This window comes from Paraburkholderia bannensis NBRC 103871 (genome assembly GCF_000685015.1).
GTDB lineage: Bacteria > Pseudomonadota > Gammaproteobacteria > Burkholderiales > Burkholderiaceae > Paraburkholderia > Paraburkholderia bannensis.
In genome coordinates, this window is sequence record NZ_BAYA01000001.1 from 470252 (window position 1) to 487988 (window position 17737).

A 17737-nucleotide genomic window follows, 5' to 3' on the forward strand; every position below is an offset into this window, starting at 1 on the left:
TTCTTTCAACAGGCATTAGCCATCAATTGCATTCAGGCCGGCACCCAAAACCGCCTTCAACCTGAGTGTTTTCATACAAAAAGAACGATCCGCCACACGGACATTCTTTTTCGTTTCAGCGACGCTTCACCGGGCACCCTCGTGCTGGTCCAGCGTCACATGTGCCCTGCCCCCCAACAAGGCCACGCAGGCGCAACGCATACGCACAATTTGATCGAGTGTCGTTTCGCGACATTCAGCATGCCTCTCGCGCACCGCCTGCACCCAACAACGTTGCAGCCGGTCAGGACGTCTCTTTTTGCGGCGTTCACGCGCGTCCCGCAGCCATCCCTGGCCGCTATCGCGAAACGGCACTCTCCGGCAACCGTGGCGAGCTCATCGAGAGTTCGTCGCAGTCATTGGAGATGCAGACCTTGACCGCTTCCACTTCCGGCTCGTCGGCCCAATCCGACCTGACACTCGACGACATCACGATCGTCGACAAAAGCCTCCTCAAACGCGCCGTCGGCGCCATGGCGCTCGGTAACGCCATGGAATGGTTCGACTTCGGCGTGTACAGCTACATCGCCGTCACGCTCGGCCAGGTGTTCTTCCCGTCGAGCAGCCCGTCGGCCCAGCTCATCGCCACCTTCGGCACCTTCGCGGCCGCCTTCCTCGTGCGTCCGATCGGCGGCATGGTGTTCGGCCCGCTCGGCGACAAGATCGGCCGCCAGCGCGTGCTCGCGATGACGATGATCATGATGGCCTGCGGCACCTTCGCCATCGGCCTGATTCCGTCGTATCACTCGATCGGCATTGCCGCGCCCATCCTGCTGCTGCTCGCGCGTCTGGTGCAGGGCTTTTCGACCGGCGGCGAGTACGGCGGCGCAGCCACGTTCATCGCTGAATTCGCGACCGACAAGCGCCGCGGCTTCATGGGCAGCTTCCTGGAGATCGGCACGCTGGTCGGTTATGTGTTCGGCGCAGGCACGGTCGCGGTGCTGACCTCGCTGCTCTCGCATCAGCAACTGCTCGACTGGGGCTGGCGCGTGCCGTTCATGATCGCGGGGCCGCTGGGCATCGTGGGCCTGTACATCCGCATGAAGCTCGAAGAAACGCCGGCGTTCAAGAAGGAAGCCGAACTGCGCGAAGCCGAAGAAGTCGCGCGTCCGAAGCTCACGCTCGGCACGCTGCTCACGCAGCATCTGCGCCCCTTCCTGCTGTGCGTGGGTCTCGTGCTGATTTTCAACGTGACCGACTACATGGCGCTGTCGTACCTGCCGAGCTACCTGTCGGCGACGCTGCACTTCAACGAAACGCATGGTCTCTTCATCGTGCTCGCCGTGATGGTGCTGATGGTGCCGATGACGCTGGCGTTCGGCCACCTGTCGGATGCGATCGGCCGCAAGCCGGTGATGCTCGCGGGCTGCGTGGGCCTGATCGTGCTGGCGATTCCGTCGCTCACGCTGATCCAGACGGGTGCGCTCGTGCCGGTGTTCCTCGGCCTGCTGATCCTGGGCGCGCTGCTGTCGTGCTTCACGGGCGTGATGCCCTCGGCGCTGCCCGCGCTGTTCCCGACCGCGATCCGCTACGGCGCGCTCGCCATCGGCTTCAACGTGTCGGTTTCGCTGTTCGGCGGCACGACGCCGCTGGTCGCCGCCTGGCTCGTCGAGCACACGCAGAACCTCATGATGCCCGCGTACTACCTGATGGGCGCCGCAGTGGTCGGTATCGTCTCGGTGCTGGCGCTGCACGAAACGGCGCGCCGTCCGCTGCCGGGTTCGGCGCCCAGCGTGAGCACCAAGGCCGAAGCGCATGCAGTCCTGCGCGGCGTGCGTCTTGCCCGCGAGATGGACGACGACTACGCGGCGATGCCCGCACGCGTCTAACACCATCGCAGAGCCAATCGTTTCCGAAAGGAAAGAATTGAAAAAGGCCAGCTTCGTGCTGGCCTTTTTTGCGTTTGTGCGACCCGTTCAGTCGATGAGAGTCGTGTGCTCGACGAACAAGGCAGCGCCGTTTCCGATCGTCAGCATCGCGGCGGTGATCGGCAACTTGAAGCGGCGCGGGCCAGCGCTGCCGGGATTCACGTAGAGCACACCGTCGCGCATTTCCTGCACGGGCTTGTGCGAATGGCCGCTGACGACGAGAGCCACGCCCTGCGAAGCAGGATCACCGCGCAGATCGGGAAGCTCGTGCACCACTACGATCGCGATGCCGCCGATCTCGACTACAGTCTGCACCGGAAGCGCTTCGGCCCATGCGCCGCGATCGTTGTTGCCGCGCACGGCAGTGAGCGGCGCCACGCGGTCAAGCTGGTCGAGCACATGAGGGTCGCAAATGTCGCCCGCGTGGATGATCGCGTCGCAGCCTTGCACGAAGCTCAAGAGCTCGGGGCGCACGAGATTGTGCGTATCGGAAACGAGTGCGACACGAAGCGGCGTGGGGGGCATAAGACGATTTCGATGGGCGGAGAAAAGCGCACGACGCGCGACTTACCCGCCGAAGTATACGGCGAGCCATACGGTCGGCAGGTGCGGATCTGTCCACGCGACGCGATGCCGGCAATGCGCGCGAATGTGCACGTGGTCGCCCGGTTTCATCCGCATGCGATGCGCCTCGAATTCCAGCTCTGCGGCGCCCGTTAGCAACACCACCCATTCGTCGCGCGGATCGTCGTACCAGAAGCCTTCCGGACTCGCCTGCCCCGTCGAAACGATGCGCTCGATCAACACGCCCGGCTGCGCGACGATCCGCTCGAACACTTCTTCCTGCGCTGCGGCGTCGATGCCCTCGAACAGATTGCCGCCGTCTTTCATTGCAGCGGCCTCAAGCCGTCGAGCAAGGTCGGCACGAGCTCGCTCACGGTCGGGTGCACGTGCATCGCGAATTGCAGCGTGGTGTACGGCGCATCGGCCGTCATCGTGTCGATGAAGGTGTGAATCGCCTCGTCGCCTTCGATGCCGAAGATCGTCGCGCCGAGAATGCGCTTCGTCTGTGCATCGACGAGCGCCTTCATGAAACCGTCGGTCTCGCCGCGCTCGCGCGCACGCCCGACGCGCGACATCGGCATGGTCGCGATCAGTGCGGGCTTGCCGCTTGCACGCACTTCGTGCTCGCTCGCCCCCACGCGCGCGAGCGGCGGATCGACGAACACGGCATAGGCGGGAATGCGCGTATCGGCACTGCGCTGCGCGCCGTCGAGCAGGTTGGCCGCAACGATCTGGTAATCGTCGTAGGAGGTGTGCGTGAACGCTCCGCGCCCGTTCACGTCACCGATGGCCCACACGCCTGCGGCGCGCGTGCGCAACTGGCCGTCGACGGGAATCAGGCCATGCGGGTCGCACTCGATACCGGCGGCGTCGAGGCCAAGATCGTCGGTATTGGGAATGCGCCCGGTCGCGAACAGCAGATGCGAGACGTCGAGCACTTCATCGCCCAGGCTGATGCGAATGCCGTGTCCGGGCGTCGCGCCCAGCGGCTCCACGCGCTGCGGCGAGCTTCCGAAGCGAAACTCCACGCCTTCGCGCGCGAGCACGTCCTGTACGCCCTTCGCGACGTCGTCGTCTTCACGCGTGAGGATGCGCGAGCCGCGCACCAGCACGGTCACGCGGCTGCCGAAACGGCGGAACATCTGCGCGAATTCGAGCGCCACATAACTGCCGCCACAGATCGCAAGATGCGACGGCAATTCGGTCAGCGCCAGGATCGTGGAATTCGTTTCGTACCAGATGCGTTCGAGCCCTGGCACTGGCGGCACGGCGGCGCGCGTGCCGGTGTTGATGAAAATTTCGTCGGCTTCCAGCTCTTCCGTGTGTCCGCCTTCGGACATCACACTGATCGTTTTCGGCCCCGTGAAACGGCCATGTCCTTGCATCACCGTGACGTTTTTCGCATGACGCAGCCAGCGCTCGACACCGTCCCGTGATGCGCCGATGATGGCGTCCTTGCGCGCTTTCACGGCGGCCAGATCGACGCTCACATCGCCGGGGCCCGTGTCGTTTCCGATCCGCACGCCGTAATCCGCCGCGTGCCGCACCACGTGTGCGGCGCGCGCGCAGGCCACGTAGGCCTTGGTCGGCGTGCAGCCGACATTCACGCAGGTGCCACCGAACGCGGCGCGCTCGACGATCGCCGTCTTGCGTCCACTCGCGCCCAGGCGCACCGCCAGCGGCGGCCCGCTCTGCCCCGTACCGATCACGATTGCATCGAATCGCTGTGCCATGCCGCTCTCCTTGTCGGGAAGGACGCAGTTTGCGCACGGCGCATGCCGCGCGTGTTTTGCCTGGAGTGCCTGAAATGCCTGCGTTCGCGTCATGTTACGCCGCTGGCATCGCATGCCGCGCGAGCGCGCCCAGCCGAGTTTCGGATCGGAAATCGAGAAAAAAAGGCCACCCCGGAACATGGGGTGGCCTACAGGGTGACAGCACAACAGCAAACGGGCGATGCCGCTGCGCGTCGGGGGGGAAACGTGAAATCTATGAAATCGTTGGGGTGTCCAGTCGACGATCGAACCTGCGTCGCTCAGCGCACGTCAGTGCACGCTTTCGCCCGGCGCCGCGCAGCCGTGGCTCGCGCACCAGAGATCGCGCGAGCGCTGGAATGCAGCGCGCGCGCCGCGCGTCGCCACCAGCAAGCCGATCTGGCCCATGTTGAAGTCGAGCGACACCATCAGCTGCATCAGGTCTACCATCGGCAGAACCAGCGCTGGCTGATACAGTTGTCGTTCGATAAAGTCTTTCATGACGGCTCCCGCTGCGACCGCCGCGTCGTCCTGACGCAGCGGCATTAACATGGAAGCCATTCTAGGAATGTAGCGTCCGCCGATAAATGGCCTACGCGTGAAGTCACTTGTCGCGAAACTCGAACAATCGCTGTTCGAGCGTCAGGACAAGGGTTTGCGGGGTTTGCGCATGGCTACGGGCGCTGCCGTCACTCCAGCGGCGTGGCGACAAACTCCGGCAGCGCCTCAGCGCGCAGCGATAGCGCGGCGATTGCTGGATATCGTGCCGGATCGACTGCACCAGGCAGGATGAATTGCGTGAAGCGCCACGCCACTGCCGCCGTGATGTCAGCCTGGGTGATACGCCCTGCGCAAAGCCAGCCACCGCGCCCCGCGATCAGCTTGTCGAGTACGTCCCACGCCGCGTGCATCTGCGTGTTCACGCGCGCGAACCACGGCTCGTGTTGACGCTCTTCGGGCCGCAACTTGCGCTCGTAGACCTGCTGGATCGTCTTTTCCATCGCCGCCAGCGCGAAACCATTCACGCGCAGCGCAAAGGTGCGCTCCTGCCGCTCCTCGGGCAAAAGTCGCTGCGCGGCAGGCACCTTGTGATCGAGGTAATCGAGGATGAGCGTGGAATCGATCAGCACCGTGCCGTCGTCGTCGACCAGCGTGGGCGCCTTCACGACCGGGTTGATCTGCGCGAACTCGTCGTACTGGCTGAATACCGACACGCTGCGATGCTCGAACGGCATGCCAAGCACATGAAGTGCGATCGCGACGCGACGTACGTAGGGAGAATCCATCATGCCAATCAGCTGCATTGCTCACCTCGCCTGAGAAAAGAGAACCGGATCATCGATGGTGCAGCATCGCCCTGCGTATTTCAAGACTCATAAGATGCGCCACTCGCCCCTGACCAGCCGGGTTAATAAGCTTAATCAGCGGTGCTAAATCGGCGGATCAAATTATGCGAATTTGACCAGCATCAATCGCTCAGACGGTTAGAACAATGGCCGAGTCGATCTGCCACGTACGATTATTTTTGTCCTTGATTACCTTAGTTAGCAGACAAGCCGGGTGACGCGACGCGCCATTGTTGCGTCGCAATGCCAGGCCCGTCGGGCCGCCTGTAGAGCGAGAGCCTTATTGCATAAGGCAGAGCGGATCGACCCTCATAACAGCAGGATGCCGAAGCATCTTTACGCTGAAAATCAAGGTCGATTTATGCGCCGCATGTGTTGCACCGCATCGCCGGGAAACTCCTGGATTCATCGTTTAAAAGCCTGGGATAGTCTGAACGCACTAGGAGACGAAATCATGAGACAGGCATTCAACATTGGCATCGTCATCATCCTTGCACTTCTCGTCGGCAATCGAGTGCTGACTCGTGTGCAGGCGCACGAGCACGGCGCGGTCTCCTGCGCGAAGGGTTCCGAACTGGTGCGCCTCGAAGCGCTCGCGCGCGGCTTCAGCACGATCGGCGCGCGCAGCCAGGGCGAAAACTTCATGTCGTCGTGCCTCGTTTCCGGCCAGGCGCAAGTCGGCTCGGTCGTGGGCCACGACTGAGTTTCAGCAGCGAATCTAGCGCCCATCGCCTCGTAGCCGGGGATCTGGGCGCCTGATGATTCGCGCGAGCCTGGTGCAGCGCATCGGGCTCGGCACGATCTACAACAGAGTCGGTTCGGCTTCTCCGATATAGTCGGCAATCTGGCGCGCCGCGGGCAAAACGATGCTTGCGTCGATGTGAACGCACGCGCCTGCCGCTTTCTTCGTGGCAAGGCCACCGCCCCTCTTCCCCATCCGCGACGCCCGTCCGGCGCGCTTATCTCCTGCTGCCCCTAACGTCTGCTAACCTTTCTTTCGGGTTGCCAATGCCGATGTTTGGCGGCGACAATGGTGCGCAATCAAGGGGAATCTATGAAAGGTAGCATCCTGTTGCTCGGGCTCGGCATGCTGACGGCGTGCACGACGGTCACCGGTATCAATTCGAGACAGGATGGACACCTTTCCGTGACGAGCCGTGCGCGGTGGGACATCGTTTCGTGGAATCGCGTTCGCACCGCTGGCATCAAGGAAGCGCAGGCCTACTGCCACAAGCGCAAGAAAGAGCTGCATACCGTCGAAGTCCACAGCGAAGGGCTGCGCGGCGTCACTCAGCAGTCAGTAGAGGTGGTATTCGACTGCATCTAGGACGTTGCTCGCGAATCACGCAAATCCCCCGCCCAGCAAGCTTTCCAGCCTCACTCCCGCCGGTCTCCCGATCTCAAACTTGCGATTACGCAACAGTTTGTTGTCGTTCTCCCTGATACTCAAACCGCATCAGCGCGCTAGACTAAAGACACATTTTGTTACGGTTTGTCCCATCTCGTATCATGCTGACCGCTTTCTACATCGCTTCGCCGCTGGCCATTGCCGCATTGTTCGGATTCGCCCGGCTGGTGAACCCGCGCACCGGCCAGATCGGCCGCTGATCGGGCATAGCGCCGCCTGTTTCCGGATTTCGAGGTCACGGCTTCACGCCGGATCGAACGATTTCACCGCGTTTCGGGCCGCCCGCTCGCCCTCTCCCGCGCCTTCGTCTTCCCATCTGTATCCCATCTGCCCGCGCCAAACGGCTAACGTTTGCGACGCCGCTTTCCTGCTTCGATACCGGATCACGCAACAAAAAACCCGCGAGGCATGACGCCATCGCGGGTTTCAGGGCTTCTTGCGAAGCATGTTCAGGGTGGGCCCTGTGGTGCCGGCGACCGGACTTGATTGTTCCGCGTCAAGCCAATATCTAAAAAGGCTCTCTCAATTCCATCAATTTTGATGCCCCCAAAAATGCCCCGAATTTATTCCGGTGCGTTGGGGAAATGAGAGAGCGACATGTCACTTCGTCAGACAGCAAGAATTTTCGTCATCTCCGTTGCCGCCCTGTACGTTCCATCGGCTGCCCACGCTGAAACCGACCTTCTATTGATGGGTAAGTCCTGGCACTTCGGCCACGATGTGCCCCCAGGGCAAGCTGGTTACGGAGTCAACCAGTACAACTGGGGAGTTGGCCTTGAATATCGCTTCGATGGGACTGGGTGGTTCGCTGGCGCGCTAACCTACCGAGACACATTCCGTCAGCAGGCCTATGCAGTCTACGGTGGATACCAAGCCACTCTCAAACTGTCTACCAGCGTATCAGCCTTTGCAGCAGTCCGAACCGGGTATCTGAATGGCTCCGGTTGGCACGGGCCCGGGATCCTTCCTAGCATTGGTCTGACATACAGGCGGGCGTCCCTGGAGGCTACATACATCCCCCCGGCGCGCAACGGATACAACTGCATCGCGGTGTTTGGACGCGTTTCCTTCTGATGCTCCTCAGCCCCGACTTGGGGGGGCTAAGCAGCACCACGGAGCTGTCGAAGTGGCGGCCGGACTGACGTAGCGACCATAATTGGAATGTCTGGTCGACGGACGATTCGCCCGGCATCAAATTTGCTGAAAACACTCGATTCCTGCCAATCTGTGGTAAACCTAGCAAAGCAGGAAACCGTTAATTACGGTACGCGCACGCATTCCGATAGACTGTAGGCGCCCACGTTGGTCAATACAGGAGTCGCCACATGAAATTCAAGGTCAAAGTTCGGATCGAAGTCGAACAGGACGGCGATTCGTATTACGCATATTGCCCCGATTTGAAAGGCGTGCATGTAGATGGAGACACGGCCGACCAGGCGCGCAGCAACGCCATGCTTGCGGTCAGCGCCTACGTACAGTCGTTGGTTCGGCATGATGAACCGATTCCTGTGGGGATAATGCCCTCCGCAGGTGCGCACGTCGGTCTTGGTGCTGCGGAATCCGTAGAAGAAGTGCTCGTAGAAGCGTGAGCTTCCCGGGGCACATCTGGGATCAACTCCGCAGCATGTCTGCAGATGAGTTGATCGGCGCTTTGGAGCGCGATGGGTTCGAGCTTGAGCCGGGCCCTGGGTCTATTCGCATTTATCGCCATCCCAACACAAAGAGCCGCGTCTCAGTTCACTATCATCCCAACAAGACATTCGGGCCAAAGCTTCTAAAGGGCATGCTCGACGACATCGGTTGGTCTGTTGAAGATTTAAGAAGACTCAAGCTCGTCAAGTAGCCCCGCCCCGTGCGGGGTTTTTCATTTCCGCAGACGCCTCATAAGCATCTCGAACTCTCCCTCTGCATCCGTCCCTCCCATCTCGGCGCGCCACAGCAGGCCACCGACGATCGCAATGACCTCCCAGTCATCGTTGTCCATCGTCTGGTGAGTCCTCGCCAGCAGCTCGATCAGATCGAACAATGCCTCAGCAGCCTGTAGTGAGTCGTCGCGGGCGAAGTTCCGCAGCACGGCCAGTACTAGCTCTTTGTCCATGGGCACACCTCCTTCACCACAAGTCTAGGCGAGGCTGCATGGAGCAGTGTCTGCGCGAAACGAACGGCGAGTTTGGGGTGCAGCCACGCCCCGCCGCCTGATCCTCGCTGTGTTTTTAAATGCGGGATTTTCCGGTATTTGCGCTCGAAGGCCGCTAGATAAGTACGCGGCTACAGCATCAGTACCTAGAATACTCGTCGAGTGCCTCCAGCGCAGTGATCCGAGTCTGGTACGCATCCATGTCGTGATCGGCGAATGCCCAGCCACCGGGCCATAGATCGCCCAGAACGAGATCGAAGCCGGCGTCGTGCAACCAGATATGTTCGAGCGGTGGGCGCGCAGTCCAGCGCTTGTCGAACCACGGCCAGCTAGCCCATCCGTCGCGCCCGTTGAGCACGCAGACCATGCTCGCAAGTGCGTCATGATGCGCGGCGTAGAAGTCCGCAGCGATGAACTTGGGAGCGGCGAACGAATGGAGCGCGCCGATGCGCTCGCGAGGGACGAATGCAGGCGTCAGATGCGTGCGCGCGCCGCCGAGCGAATGACCGCATACGGAGATCGTAATGTCTGCCGGGACGGTCTGGAGAACCCAATCCCAAAGCTCCTGCATCCCCTCGCACACGCCTGCGGTCGCTGTCCCCCCGCCGCACAGAACTGGATCAAGCCGCGCATCCGCCCACACGTCTGCCAGCTTTCCTTCGCTCGCGCGCGTGCCGCTGATGCTCAGATGCGTTTCGCCCGCGGGCGTGGCGGAGAGCACGGCCTGATGGCTTGCGTCTGCATACATCGATATCCAGTCATCGCCCAGAGACGAAAAAGCCGCCCTGGAGGCGGCTTGATCTTCGATATACGCGGCGTTTGCTCGCCGTGCAGCGAGCAGCAGTGCTGTCCAGTCCATTACAACGCCTCAAATTGCTGGATCGTTCCAGGAACGATCAACGGCATATTGACGGGGTTTTGCCAGACTGTAGGAATTGACGAATTCGCGGGCGAAGCTGGCACTGGGATTGGATTCGGCACAGTTACCGCTGGGGGTTGCCCATAGACCGTGATCGCATTCTGTAGCGTCAACTCGAAAATGCCGATCGCCGCAATGAAGATGGGCTTCTGATTCGCGGGGATCTGCGTCGACTCGTTGATGGCTTTTTCGATCGCTGGTACGCCCGTCGCGAGCAGCGTCTGCACAGAGGTCACGGTGATGGCGCCGGCCGTCGAGCAGAACAGCCCATTTGCGGTCGCAGCCGCGGCCACGGTCGGATCGAGCGCGGCGATGCTTTGCAGCGTTGGTTGCACGACCGAGCAGCCGTTGACGACCGTCGTCTGGAGCTTCGCGAGATCGCCTGCGGCGGTCTGCTGTTGGGCGGTCGAGCAGCCAAAGAGAGCGGACAGGACTAAGCCTGCCGCGAGAAGCAGCATCTTCGATTTCATGGGTGACTCCGTGGGGTGGTTACTTCGGTTCGGCGGACTTGCCGGTGTGGGAAGCGATGAGATTGACGACGGCGTGCGCGCCGGTCAGAAGCAGCGCGGCGACGACACCGGGGACAGCAGCGGGCATGGGTTGGTGGAAGCCGGTGAGCGCCCAGCTCACAAGCGGCTCAAGCGTGGCAACGGTGATCGTCGCGCCGCCAGTAAGCCATGGAGATGTCTGGTTCATGCGGACACCTCCTGTTGCGGCTGCGCTTCCCCCGGTACAGGATCCTTCGAGAAATCAGCCCCGAGAATGAATAGCGCTCGCTCGGCATCGCGGCGATCCACGAGGTTTTGAAGCACCTCTCCATCACTCTGATTCCAGACGCGGAATTGATCGGCCGCGCCCTGCTCGTTGTGACCGTTAAGCATGCGCAGGAGAGTCGAATTCTCGAATGCACCGAGCCCGATGTTGTATATCAGGTCGCACAGCGCGGCCTTCTGCTCGTCGGTAAGTGGCACGGTGACGAGCGAATCGATATGCGCGCCGATGCCCGTTACACGGTAAATCAAATCAGCGTCCGCTTGATCTTGCGTCCATACGGTTCCCTGCGTGATGGCCGGCCCAGTAGCGCCCCATCCCACGGTGGCTTTGCGCCATCCGTAGCGTGCGTCTGGGTAAGCTACCAGGCGGCATTTCTCCCATCCCTTGATGAGCGGAAGTGCAATATCAAGCCAGGTCATTTTTCTCTCCGGTGAGGATTTTCAGGAGACGCTCGTCCGCGTCTTTCATCGAGCGTAGAAGTGCGAGTTGTTCGGCGTCGCGCGAATGTGCGGCCTCGGCCATGCCGATGAGCGCTTCAACCATGCGCTCCATGCGTTCAGCGCCCTCTTCCTGGAACATCAGCATGATCGTGCCGGCGATCGTGGCGTCGATCGACAGAATGAGGTTCGTTGCGCCAAAGTCGGCGTCATAGCCACGCAGCCAGTGGAGCGCCAGTGAAGTGCCGATGAAGACGAAAACGATCTTCAGGAAATTGCGCGGTTTGCGGATCGTCAGATAGAGCCGCATGATGAATTCACGCATGATGGACAGTCCACCAGAGTTGCCAGCCGCCGATGAGCAGCTCGAATGCGAAAAGAGCCACGACGATCCAGTTCAGGCGCATGCCCTCGGCGTGCTTGTCGTCGGCCTCACGATCCGCGTGCGCGGTTTCCAGCGCTGCGATCCGCTCCCCGTAATGGTCGAGGCGGTCATCGAGCAGCGCGAAGCGCCCTTCAGTGATTTCATCCATGGAATAGCTTGATGATTTCGGCCAGGGCAAGAATCCCGGCGAAGATCGCCGCCCACCGGCCGGGGATCGAGTTGATGGCGTCGGACATCTGCTGGGAGTGCGTCTTGTTGATGTCGTCCCGGAGCGCGGCCACGTCTTCTTTCGTCGCTACCTTGGCGACGGCCTCGCGCAAGGTGGCGATAATCTCGTCGTGTCGCGTCACGCGCGCGTCGAGCTTTTCAATCGCGTCGTCGGTCGCATCGACTCGCGCGCGGAGTTCGGCAATGAGCATGGCTTGATCCATGAAGACCCCGTTAAGTGGAAGGAACTAGCGTGAAGCTATCCGTGAAGCCTGCACGTAGTAGATTGGCCGGCGCGGAGCTGGAGTTCTGCCACACGCCACCGCTGGCATGCGGAAGAACGAGGCTCACACCGGTCGTGTTATTGGTCAGCTTCAGATTTCCCGTGTACTGCGGCACGGAATTGAAAGACAGGACGGTCGTTGTAATCGACGGCTCTAGCGTGCACACGTTCAGCGTGCTGCCGAACATCGGCGCGCCGCCGAAAGAGATCTGCACATTTGCGCCGCCCGCAGCGTTGCCAGTCAGCGACCCATTGAATGATCCAGAGCGCCCAAGCAGATCGGTGAAGCTCACTGGAAGCCCGGCCTTGTTGACGAGCGCCAGCACCCACGGATGGCTTAAGGACAGAGGCAGCGACAGACCCAGTTCTGCTGCGACCTGAGACATGGAAAGGGGAAAGCTACTCGGGAGCGTCATTTGACGGGCTCCAGCAGTGAACGCAGGCGCAACACCTCCCGCGCGAGCTCGACGCACACCACAAGAGCGGCCTGTCCGTAGGCCACCGACAGGAATCCATCCGGGCCTTTGAGAACCGCCTCGGGAAGTGCTTTTTGCAGCGACTGCGCCGTGACGCCCGCGTTGCGCTCGCCGGTGGCTATGCGCTCGAACGTGCCGCTTTGCACTTCGGCGATCGCTTCGAGAAATCCCGGCTGAACGTCTTGCCAGTTGTCCTTGAGGCGCTCGTCGGAATTCGCCGTGATGTTTCCGGCGGCCGTGAAATTCCCTGACGTGTCCGACGAAAACCGCAGGATCGTGCGCGTCAGGTCGTAGAACCCGATCAGGCCGGAATTGTTCAGGAAATACTGACCGGCGGTATTCGCGTTGTTCATGATCAGGTCGACTTCTGCTGCAAGCGACCCGCCACCCAGATACATGCTCGACGCATTCACCGTGAGCTTTGAAAGCGTCGCCGGAATCCCGCTCGGCAGCGTGGTATGGGTGGGATCCATAATCCCGACATCGACCTCGGAGACGCCGCTGTCGAGCGATCCCGAGTCCCATGCCACCGTTACGGTCGTGAGCGACGTGTAAGCAGATGCCGTGATCGTGCCGTAGATCGTGCCAGCCGATACCGTGGCGCGCACGCGGCGCCCGACGGTGTAGATCGATGCCTGATTGCCGGCGAGCGTGAACTGCGTCGCGCTGACGTATGTCGGCGTCTGGCCGTAATTCAGCCATTCAGGCCCCGCAAACCATGCCGCGACATCGGCCATCATCTGGCGCGCCGAATCGTTCACGGTGCTCGGCGGCTGCCCTTCAGCCCAATTAATCGATCCAGCGCTCGCGTTGTTTGCTGGAGTGGTAGACCATTGCCAGAGAGGCATTTCGGATCACCTTGCAAAAAAGAAAAGCCACCCGAAGGTGGCTTTTATTAGTTGAGCTACAATCGCTCGAAACTTCCGGGGTCTGTCATGCTCTTCCAGTTCTTGATTGATCATTGGGTAATGGCCCTATTGATCGTAGGCATCCCAGCATTCCTGCTAGGGATTTACGAAGGAACCCAAAAGACCTCCGAGAGCGACTGGGCGCCCGTAACGCAGAAGTCCTTGACCCACCGCATTATGGAAGCCGTTAATGGGGAGCCCATTAACGTTGGCCCGACTGTCGAGGAACGGAAGAACCGTTGATGGATTAAGCAAATAGTCGCCGAGTTGCGCCTGAAGTCGATCCCCCACCATCTGCCCCAACCGACTCCCGGCGCCGTAGACCCCAAGGGCCGCTACTGGATGACCCGCAATCGCGGTCGCCGCCGCGGCAGCGCCCTTCCCTAACCCGGTAGCGCCTTGAAAACCTGGCCCATACAGGTTGCGCGCGAGCCATCCGTTTGCAGCCAAGTTGTAGGCTGTATCAGATCCGGGTGAACGAATTGAATTCGATACCATCTCCCTCTGAAGATCCGATTGGACTCCCTGCAAAGCGGCCTGTGCAGCGGGATCGATACCGAACTGCGCGACGTTTGGATCACCTCGGAGCGCCTGCGCAAATCGCCCGCGGAAGGCAGGATAGGTGATGTTCGGAACCTGCGCTGCATTCGGCGACAATTGCGCCAAATCAGCCTGCAATCGCTGAGCAGCCGTCATCGTGTTGACCGGGGGCGAATTGGCAGCATATGCAGCGCGCCCCTGCGCATAATCCGGCGATGCATTGTCCAGCCAGTTCAGGAAATCGCCTTGCGCTGTGTTGATCGCGCGACGTTCCTGCGGGCCCAGACGCGTATTTTCCGCGGCACTCGCTTGCAGATCATCCATCCCCAACTTCATGTAGTGCAGGACGTCTCCCGAGATCTGCGCTGGCTGCCCAGGAGTTGATGGGCGTGTCAATACCTGCTGAAAGAGCGGTTGCCCATTAAATCCGACACCACCGGTAGGCAGATTGGCGTACTGCGCGGCCTGACCCGCAACGGCTGGCGCGAACCCTTGGTTACCCTCATTTTGTGCTATTGAAATCCCGCGTGCCAATGCTTGTTGCATTGCTGGACGCTGCATAAGCGTCTCAAGATCCTGGTCGACGGGATAAGTGTTCGCCCGAGCCGCCTGATAGGCTGGCCCCGCAGCAGCTTCACGAGCATCCACTGCACCTTGCAGCGTCTGGGGCGTCCCAGCAATTCCATTCACTACATCCCAGCGGGCATTGTTATTTGCAATCTGCTGGTTGAGCAACCCATTGCGGAAATCCGGAGACGAGTTCGACAACGCCTTCTCTGTTTGTACTAGATACGGGCTCCCCGAGACCTGTGCCGTGGTAGGTGCCGCACCGGGTACATAAGTCGGTGCATTTCGAATGTTAGCCGCAACGGTCGCGGCATCCTGCGGTGTGAATCCAGACGCAAGTCCCTCGCCAACATACCGCGCCGGTTGCAACACTGGCCGCAGCGCGTTTCCGACCTGTGCTCCTGCGGAGCGAACAAGCGACGCTGCTGCTGGAAAGCCAGCAGACAGTGCAGCACCCATTCCCATATTGCGGGCCAACTGGGCCCCATAGGGCTGCGACGAGTCAACCGGCGCAGCAGCACCAAATGCAGCTCCGAGTGCGGCATTGCCCGCGCCCGTGCCCAACGCTCCTGCAATCGACGAGCCGACACCACTACCCATGCCGGGAAGCATCCGAAGTCCACTCGCCACGCCGTTGCCGATCGTGCCGGCCCCAGCCATTGCACCCCCAATCGGAAGGAGTGCTGGCGCAAGAAACGCGGTTGCTTTTTGCCCGGGCGACGCTGTAGCCGCAAATTGCTTATCGGCAGCAGACTGCGCTGCGACGTCACTATTCGCAGTGTTGGTCAACCAGTTGCCTAAAGACGATCCGCGAACACCGGGAATCATGTTTGCGCCGGCCGCTACTCCCTTCTCCACAGCATTGGCAGCGTTGTTGAGCATGCTGCCAATGCTGTGTGCTGCTGCGCCGCCGATCTGCCCAAGTTGCGCGAGTGTGTCTGGCGATGCACCGCCAGCAGCGAGATCATTTGCCAGTCCAGACGTCGCAAGCGGATTCGGTTTCAAGCCTTGCGCCGTTGCTCTTTGCGATGCCGCTGAGCGTACGTTTGGCTGCGCGCCAGCAGCAGCGTCGGCGGCAAACTGCTGCGCAAGCGATACCGGAGGTTGTGTGACTCCACCGTTAGCCGCTGCATCAGCCGCAAACTGATCTGCAATGCTCATTGCAAGGCTCCAATTTGCTCAAGCGCCTGAATTTTCTGACCGAACTTCGGATCCTGCTTCAGCACGCCTGCCGCGAATTGCTGGCGCGCGGTTGGATCCTGAATCGACTGATATTCCCAGATGCGCGGGTCGGCATTTCGGTCAAACGTCGTCTCGGCCTTGTTATATCCAGATGGGTCGTTACCGTTGGCGTATTGTTGCAACAAAGATGCCTTTGCCTGCGTCATCTGATACTGGCCGCTCAGATTGCGCACGGCCTCCTGAATTGCTGGAACCGTCATGTGAGCGTTCGGATTGCCAGCCGAGACAATTGAGCGCGCGGCGTCGGTGCCTAGCCCACCTTGACCGAGCTTCGCGATGATCTGGTTGCTGTACTTGTCGAGCAGATCCGTCGCCGTCTTCGCATCTTGCGCGCCAGGGACGCCAACTAACGACAGCAACCCATTCACATATGCGCGCTTGTCGGCTTCGGCGCCAGTAATCGCGCTCGGAGCAAGTGACGAGATATTCTGAAGCTGCGAGATCACGGTCTGAGCCGATGCGTTTTGATCTCGGAGCGCATTCCAGCGGCTCTGCATCTGCTGCACCTGACCTTGCGCGAAAGTGCTTGCTCCCATTGGCTGCGAAGCGTAAATCTGGCCGCCTCCAGCCGAAGGTGAACCGCCAAATCCAGACCCACCCGCTCGCCCGAGAATGTCACCGACATACGAGGCCACAGTTTTCCCATTACTGTCCGCGGTATTCTTGATGAACGGCGTCGGGCTGCCTGCTGGCGCAACATTGCCTTCACCAGAGAAGTAAGCCGTAGCCACACGCCCAAGATCGCCGCCGTACTTTTGACTATATCCAGCGAGCACGCGCTGTGCGACCGCACTTCGATCTGCAGGATTGCTCCACGACTCGCTTGGTTGTGCGTACTGGTTGAATGTGCCCTGCTGAATCTGAAATGGGTTATCAGGAGCCGTCTTGCCACCGCTCGACTCTTGCTGCGCGAAAATTCCCGACAACGTTGGTGCGGATCCAATGCCACCCTGCGTAGCAGCCGCTGTACGGTTCGTGACGGGGAGCGGATTGCCCTGCGCGTCAAATCCGGAATACGGCAGCATGGTACCTTCGCCAGCCGTCTTGGCTGCGGCCATTGCTGAAGTCACGCCGGCCGCGCCAGGAATCGAGCTGATGCCGACCACATTTCCCGACGCATCGAAAACCGGCGTGCCGCCGGCCGGAATGTTCGGGTTGAACGCCATCGGCTGCATGGTGAGCGGATCACGCAGGATCGAGCCGGGACGTGCGTTCACTGGCGCGATGTAATTCGCCTTGTTGACGCCAGCAACGTTGGCCGCCTGAATCTGCTGCGGCGTCATACCCCCCTGCACGCCCATCTTTGTGATGTCGGTAGGCATCTGAGCCTGAAGCGTCGGATCGTACTGCGCGGCCATCTTCATCATGTCCGCACCGCCTGGGATCCCGGCCATGTTCATCAGCATCCCCTGATTCCAGAGCTGCTGAGGCGTGCGGCCGAAGATCGATGCGCCGCCCGGTGTCGGCGCGCCCCCCCCGCTCGAACCATCCGGCACGCCGCCAGAACCGCCCATCGTGGCCGGCATCATCGAATTCGGGCCACCCAAACTCGACATGGACGCTCCGGGCGATTGAGGTGCGGTAGCCCCGCCGTTGCCCCCAAGAAGACCCTGCATGGCCTGCATGGTGAGCATGGAACGCTGGTTCTGCATCGCGTTGCCGATACCCTGCTGCATGCCCTGGAGGCCGCTACCGAGCGCCATGCCATTCGTCACGGGCAGGCGCGACGGGCCGGATGCCTGCAACAGACCGCCTGCCATACCGAGCAGGCCAGCGGTCTGCGGATTCGCGAGCATGCCCATGACACCTGGCATCCCCTGCGACGGCGCAAAGCCGCTCATCAGACCGCCTGCCGTCGGGTCGGTGGGATCGAAAAGACCGGCCAT

The 17737-nt window shown here is 61.0% G+C and carries 23 protein-coding genes; 6 read left to right on the forward strand and 17 right to left on the reverse strand.

Annotated elements, in window-relative coordinates; translation table 11 throughout:
- Positions 1-413 precede the first annotated feature (413 nt).
- Entirely contained in the window at positions 414-1868 is a 1455-nt protein-coding gene (gene proP, locus BBA01S_RS02040; RefSeq protein WP_027814982.1) for a glycine betaine/L-proline transporter ProP, read from the forward strand.
- Between the two features lie 87 nt (positions 1869-1955).
- Here the strand turns inward: proP and BBA01S_RS02045 are convergent, their stop codons facing one another.
- The 5 genes from BBA01S_RS02045 to BBA01S_RS02065 form a co-directional block, all read right to left on the reverse strand.
- Positions 1956-2432 (reverse strand): metallophosphoesterase family protein, encoded by a 477-nt coding sequence (locus BBA01S_RS02045; protein ID WP_027814983.1) that lies wholly within the window; start codon positions 2430-2432, stop codon positions 1956-1958.
- 42 nt (positions 2433-2474) lie between these two features.
- Positions 2475-2798: a cupin domain-containing protein gene (locus BBA01S_RS02050; RefSeq protein ID WP_027814984.1), complete on the reverse strand. Its 324-nt coding sequence runs from the start codon at positions 2796-2798 to the stop codon at positions 2475-2477.
- Positions 2795-4204, reverse strand: coding sequence for an FAD-containing oxidoreductase (locus BBA01S_RS02055; RefSeq protein WP_027814985.1), 1410 nt, complete (start codon positions 4202-4204; stop codon positions 2795-2797). Before BBA01S_RS02055 ends, BBA01S_RS02050 begins: the two co-directional genes overlap by 4 nt.
- A gap of 309 nt (positions 4205-4513) precedes the next feature.
- The gene (locus BBA01S_RS02060) at positions 4514-4723 is read right to left on the reverse strand and encodes a hypothetical protein (protein ID WP_027814986.1); all 210 of its coding nucleotides are present in this window, start codon (positions 4721-4723) and stop codon (positions 4514-4516) included.
- Between the two features lie 188 nt (positions 4724-4911).
- Complete coding sequence (locus BBA01S_RS02065) at positions 4912-5526, reverse strand: glutathione S-transferase family protein (RefSeq protein ID WP_027814987.1); 615 nt, start codon at positions 5524-5526, stop codon at positions 4912-4914.
- 496 nt (positions 5527-6022) lie between these two features.
- On the opposite strand from BBA01S_RS02065, the gene BBA01S_RS02070 reads away from it, so the two are divergent.
- The 5 genes from BBA01S_RS02070 (at position 6023) to BBA01S_RS48600 (ending at position 8819) form a co-directional block, all read left to right on the forward strand.
- Positions 6023-6271, forward strand: a complete 249-nt coding sequence (locus BBA01S_RS02070; RefSeq protein WP_027814988.1) for a hypothetical protein — start codon at positions 6023-6025, stop codon at positions 6269-6271.
- Positions 6272-6622: 351 nt separating this feature from the next.
- Positions 6623-6895 (forward strand): hypothetical protein, encoded by a 273-nt coding sequence (locus BBA01S_RS02080; RefSeq protein ID WP_027814989.1) that lies wholly within the window; start codon positions 6623-6625, stop codon positions 6893-6895.
- Between the two features lie 678 nt (positions 6896-7573).
- The gene (locus BBA01S_RS48595) at positions 7574-8050 is read left to right on the forward strand and encodes a hypothetical protein (protein WP_042295613.1); all 477 of its coding nucleotides are present in this window, start codon (positions 7574-7576) and stop codon (positions 8048-8050) included.
- A 251-nt stretch (positions 8051-8301) separates the two neighbouring features.
- Positions 8302-8565: a type II toxin-antitoxin system HicB family antitoxin gene (locus BBA01S_RS39695; protein ID WP_052391648.1), complete on the forward strand. Its 264-nt coding sequence runs from the start codon at positions 8302-8304 to the stop codon at positions 8563-8565.
- Between the two features lie 35 nt (positions 8566-8600).
- Positions 8601-8819 (forward strand): type II toxin-antitoxin system HicA family toxin, encoded by a 219-nt coding sequence (locus tag BBA01S_RS48600; RefSeq protein WP_156965818.1) that lies wholly within the window; start codon positions 8601-8603, stop codon positions 8817-8819.
- 21 nt (positions 8820-8840) lie between these two features.
- On the opposite strand, the gene BBA01S_RS02100 is transcribed toward BBA01S_RS48600, so the two are convergent.
- The 12 genes from BBA01S_RS02100 to BBA01S_RS39720 form a co-directional block, all read right to left on the reverse strand.
- The gene (locus tag BBA01S_RS02100) at positions 8841-9074 is read right to left on the reverse strand and encodes a hypothetical protein (protein ID WP_027814990.1); all 234 of its coding nucleotides are present in this window, start codon (positions 9072-9074) and stop codon (positions 8841-8843) included.
- A gap of 178 nt (positions 9075-9252) precedes the next feature.
- The gene (locus BBA01S_RS02105; protein WP_042295617.1) at positions 9253-9972 is read right to left on the reverse strand and encodes a lipase family protein; all 720 of its coding nucleotides are present in this window, start codon (positions 9970-9972) and stop codon (positions 9253-9255) included.
- Complete coding sequence (locus BBA01S_RS39705; protein WP_063750515.1) at positions 9972-10502, reverse strand: hypothetical protein; 531 nt, start codon at positions 10500-10502, stop codon at positions 9972-9974. The genes BBA01S_RS02105 and BBA01S_RS39705 overlap by 1 nt, the downstream gene beginning before the upstream one ends.
- Before the next feature lie 19 nt (positions 10503-10521).
- Positions 10522-10728 (reverse strand): hypothetical protein, encoded by a 207-nt coding sequence (locus tag BBA01S_RS39710; protein ID WP_042295619.1) that lies wholly within the window; start codon positions 10726-10728, stop codon positions 10522-10524.
- On the reverse strand, positions 10725-11225 hold the full coding sequence (locus tag BBA01S_RS39715) for a lysozyme (RefSeq protein WP_052391649.1): 501 nt from the start codon (positions 11223-11225) through the stop codon (positions 10725-10727). Before BBA01S_RS39715 ends, BBA01S_RS39710 begins: the two co-directional genes overlap by 4 nt.
- Positions 11212-11568, reverse strand: a complete 357-nt coding sequence (locus tag BBA01S_RS02125) for a hypothetical protein (protein WP_027814992.1) — start codon at positions 11566-11568, stop codon at positions 11212-11214. The genes BBA01S_RS39715 and BBA01S_RS02125 overlap by 14 nt, the downstream gene beginning before the upstream one ends.
- Complete coding sequence (locus tag BBA01S_RS02130) at positions 11561-11776, reverse strand: hypothetical protein (protein ID WP_027814993.1); 216 nt, start codon at positions 11774-11776, stop codon at positions 11561-11563. The genes BBA01S_RS02125 and BBA01S_RS02130 overlap by 8 nt, the downstream gene beginning before the upstream one ends.
- The gene (locus BBA01S_RS02135; RefSeq protein ID WP_027814994.1) at positions 11769-12059 is read right to left on the reverse strand and encodes a hypothetical protein; all 291 of its coding nucleotides are present in this window, start codon (positions 12057-12059) and stop codon (positions 11769-11771) included. Before BBA01S_RS02135 ends, BBA01S_RS02130 begins: the two co-directional genes overlap by 8 nt.
- Before the next feature lie 10 nt (positions 12060-12069).
- Entirely contained in the window at positions 12070-12534 is a 465-nt protein-coding gene (locus BBA01S_RS02140; protein ID WP_156965819.1) for a hypothetical protein, read from the reverse strand.
- Positions 12531-13355, reverse strand: a complete 825-nt coding sequence (locus BBA01S_RS02145) for a tail fiber domain-containing protein (RefSeq protein ID WP_027814996.1) — start codon at positions 13353-13355, stop codon at positions 12531-12533. The genes BBA01S_RS02140 and BBA01S_RS02145 overlap by 4 nt, the downstream gene beginning before the upstream one ends.
- Positions 13356-13598: 243 nt before the next feature.
- Complete coding sequence (locus BBA01S_RS46590; protein WP_156965821.1) at positions 13599-15770, reverse strand: hypothetical protein; 2172 nt, start codon at positions 15768-15770, stop codon at positions 13599-13601.
- On the reverse strand, positions 15767-17737 hold the full coding sequence (locus BBA01S_RS39720) for a mediator complex subunit 15 domain-containing protein (RefSeq protein WP_052391650.1): 1971 nt from the start codon (positions 17735-17737) through the stop codon (positions 15767-15769). Before BBA01S_RS39720 ends, BBA01S_RS46590 begins: the two co-directional genes overlap by 4 nt.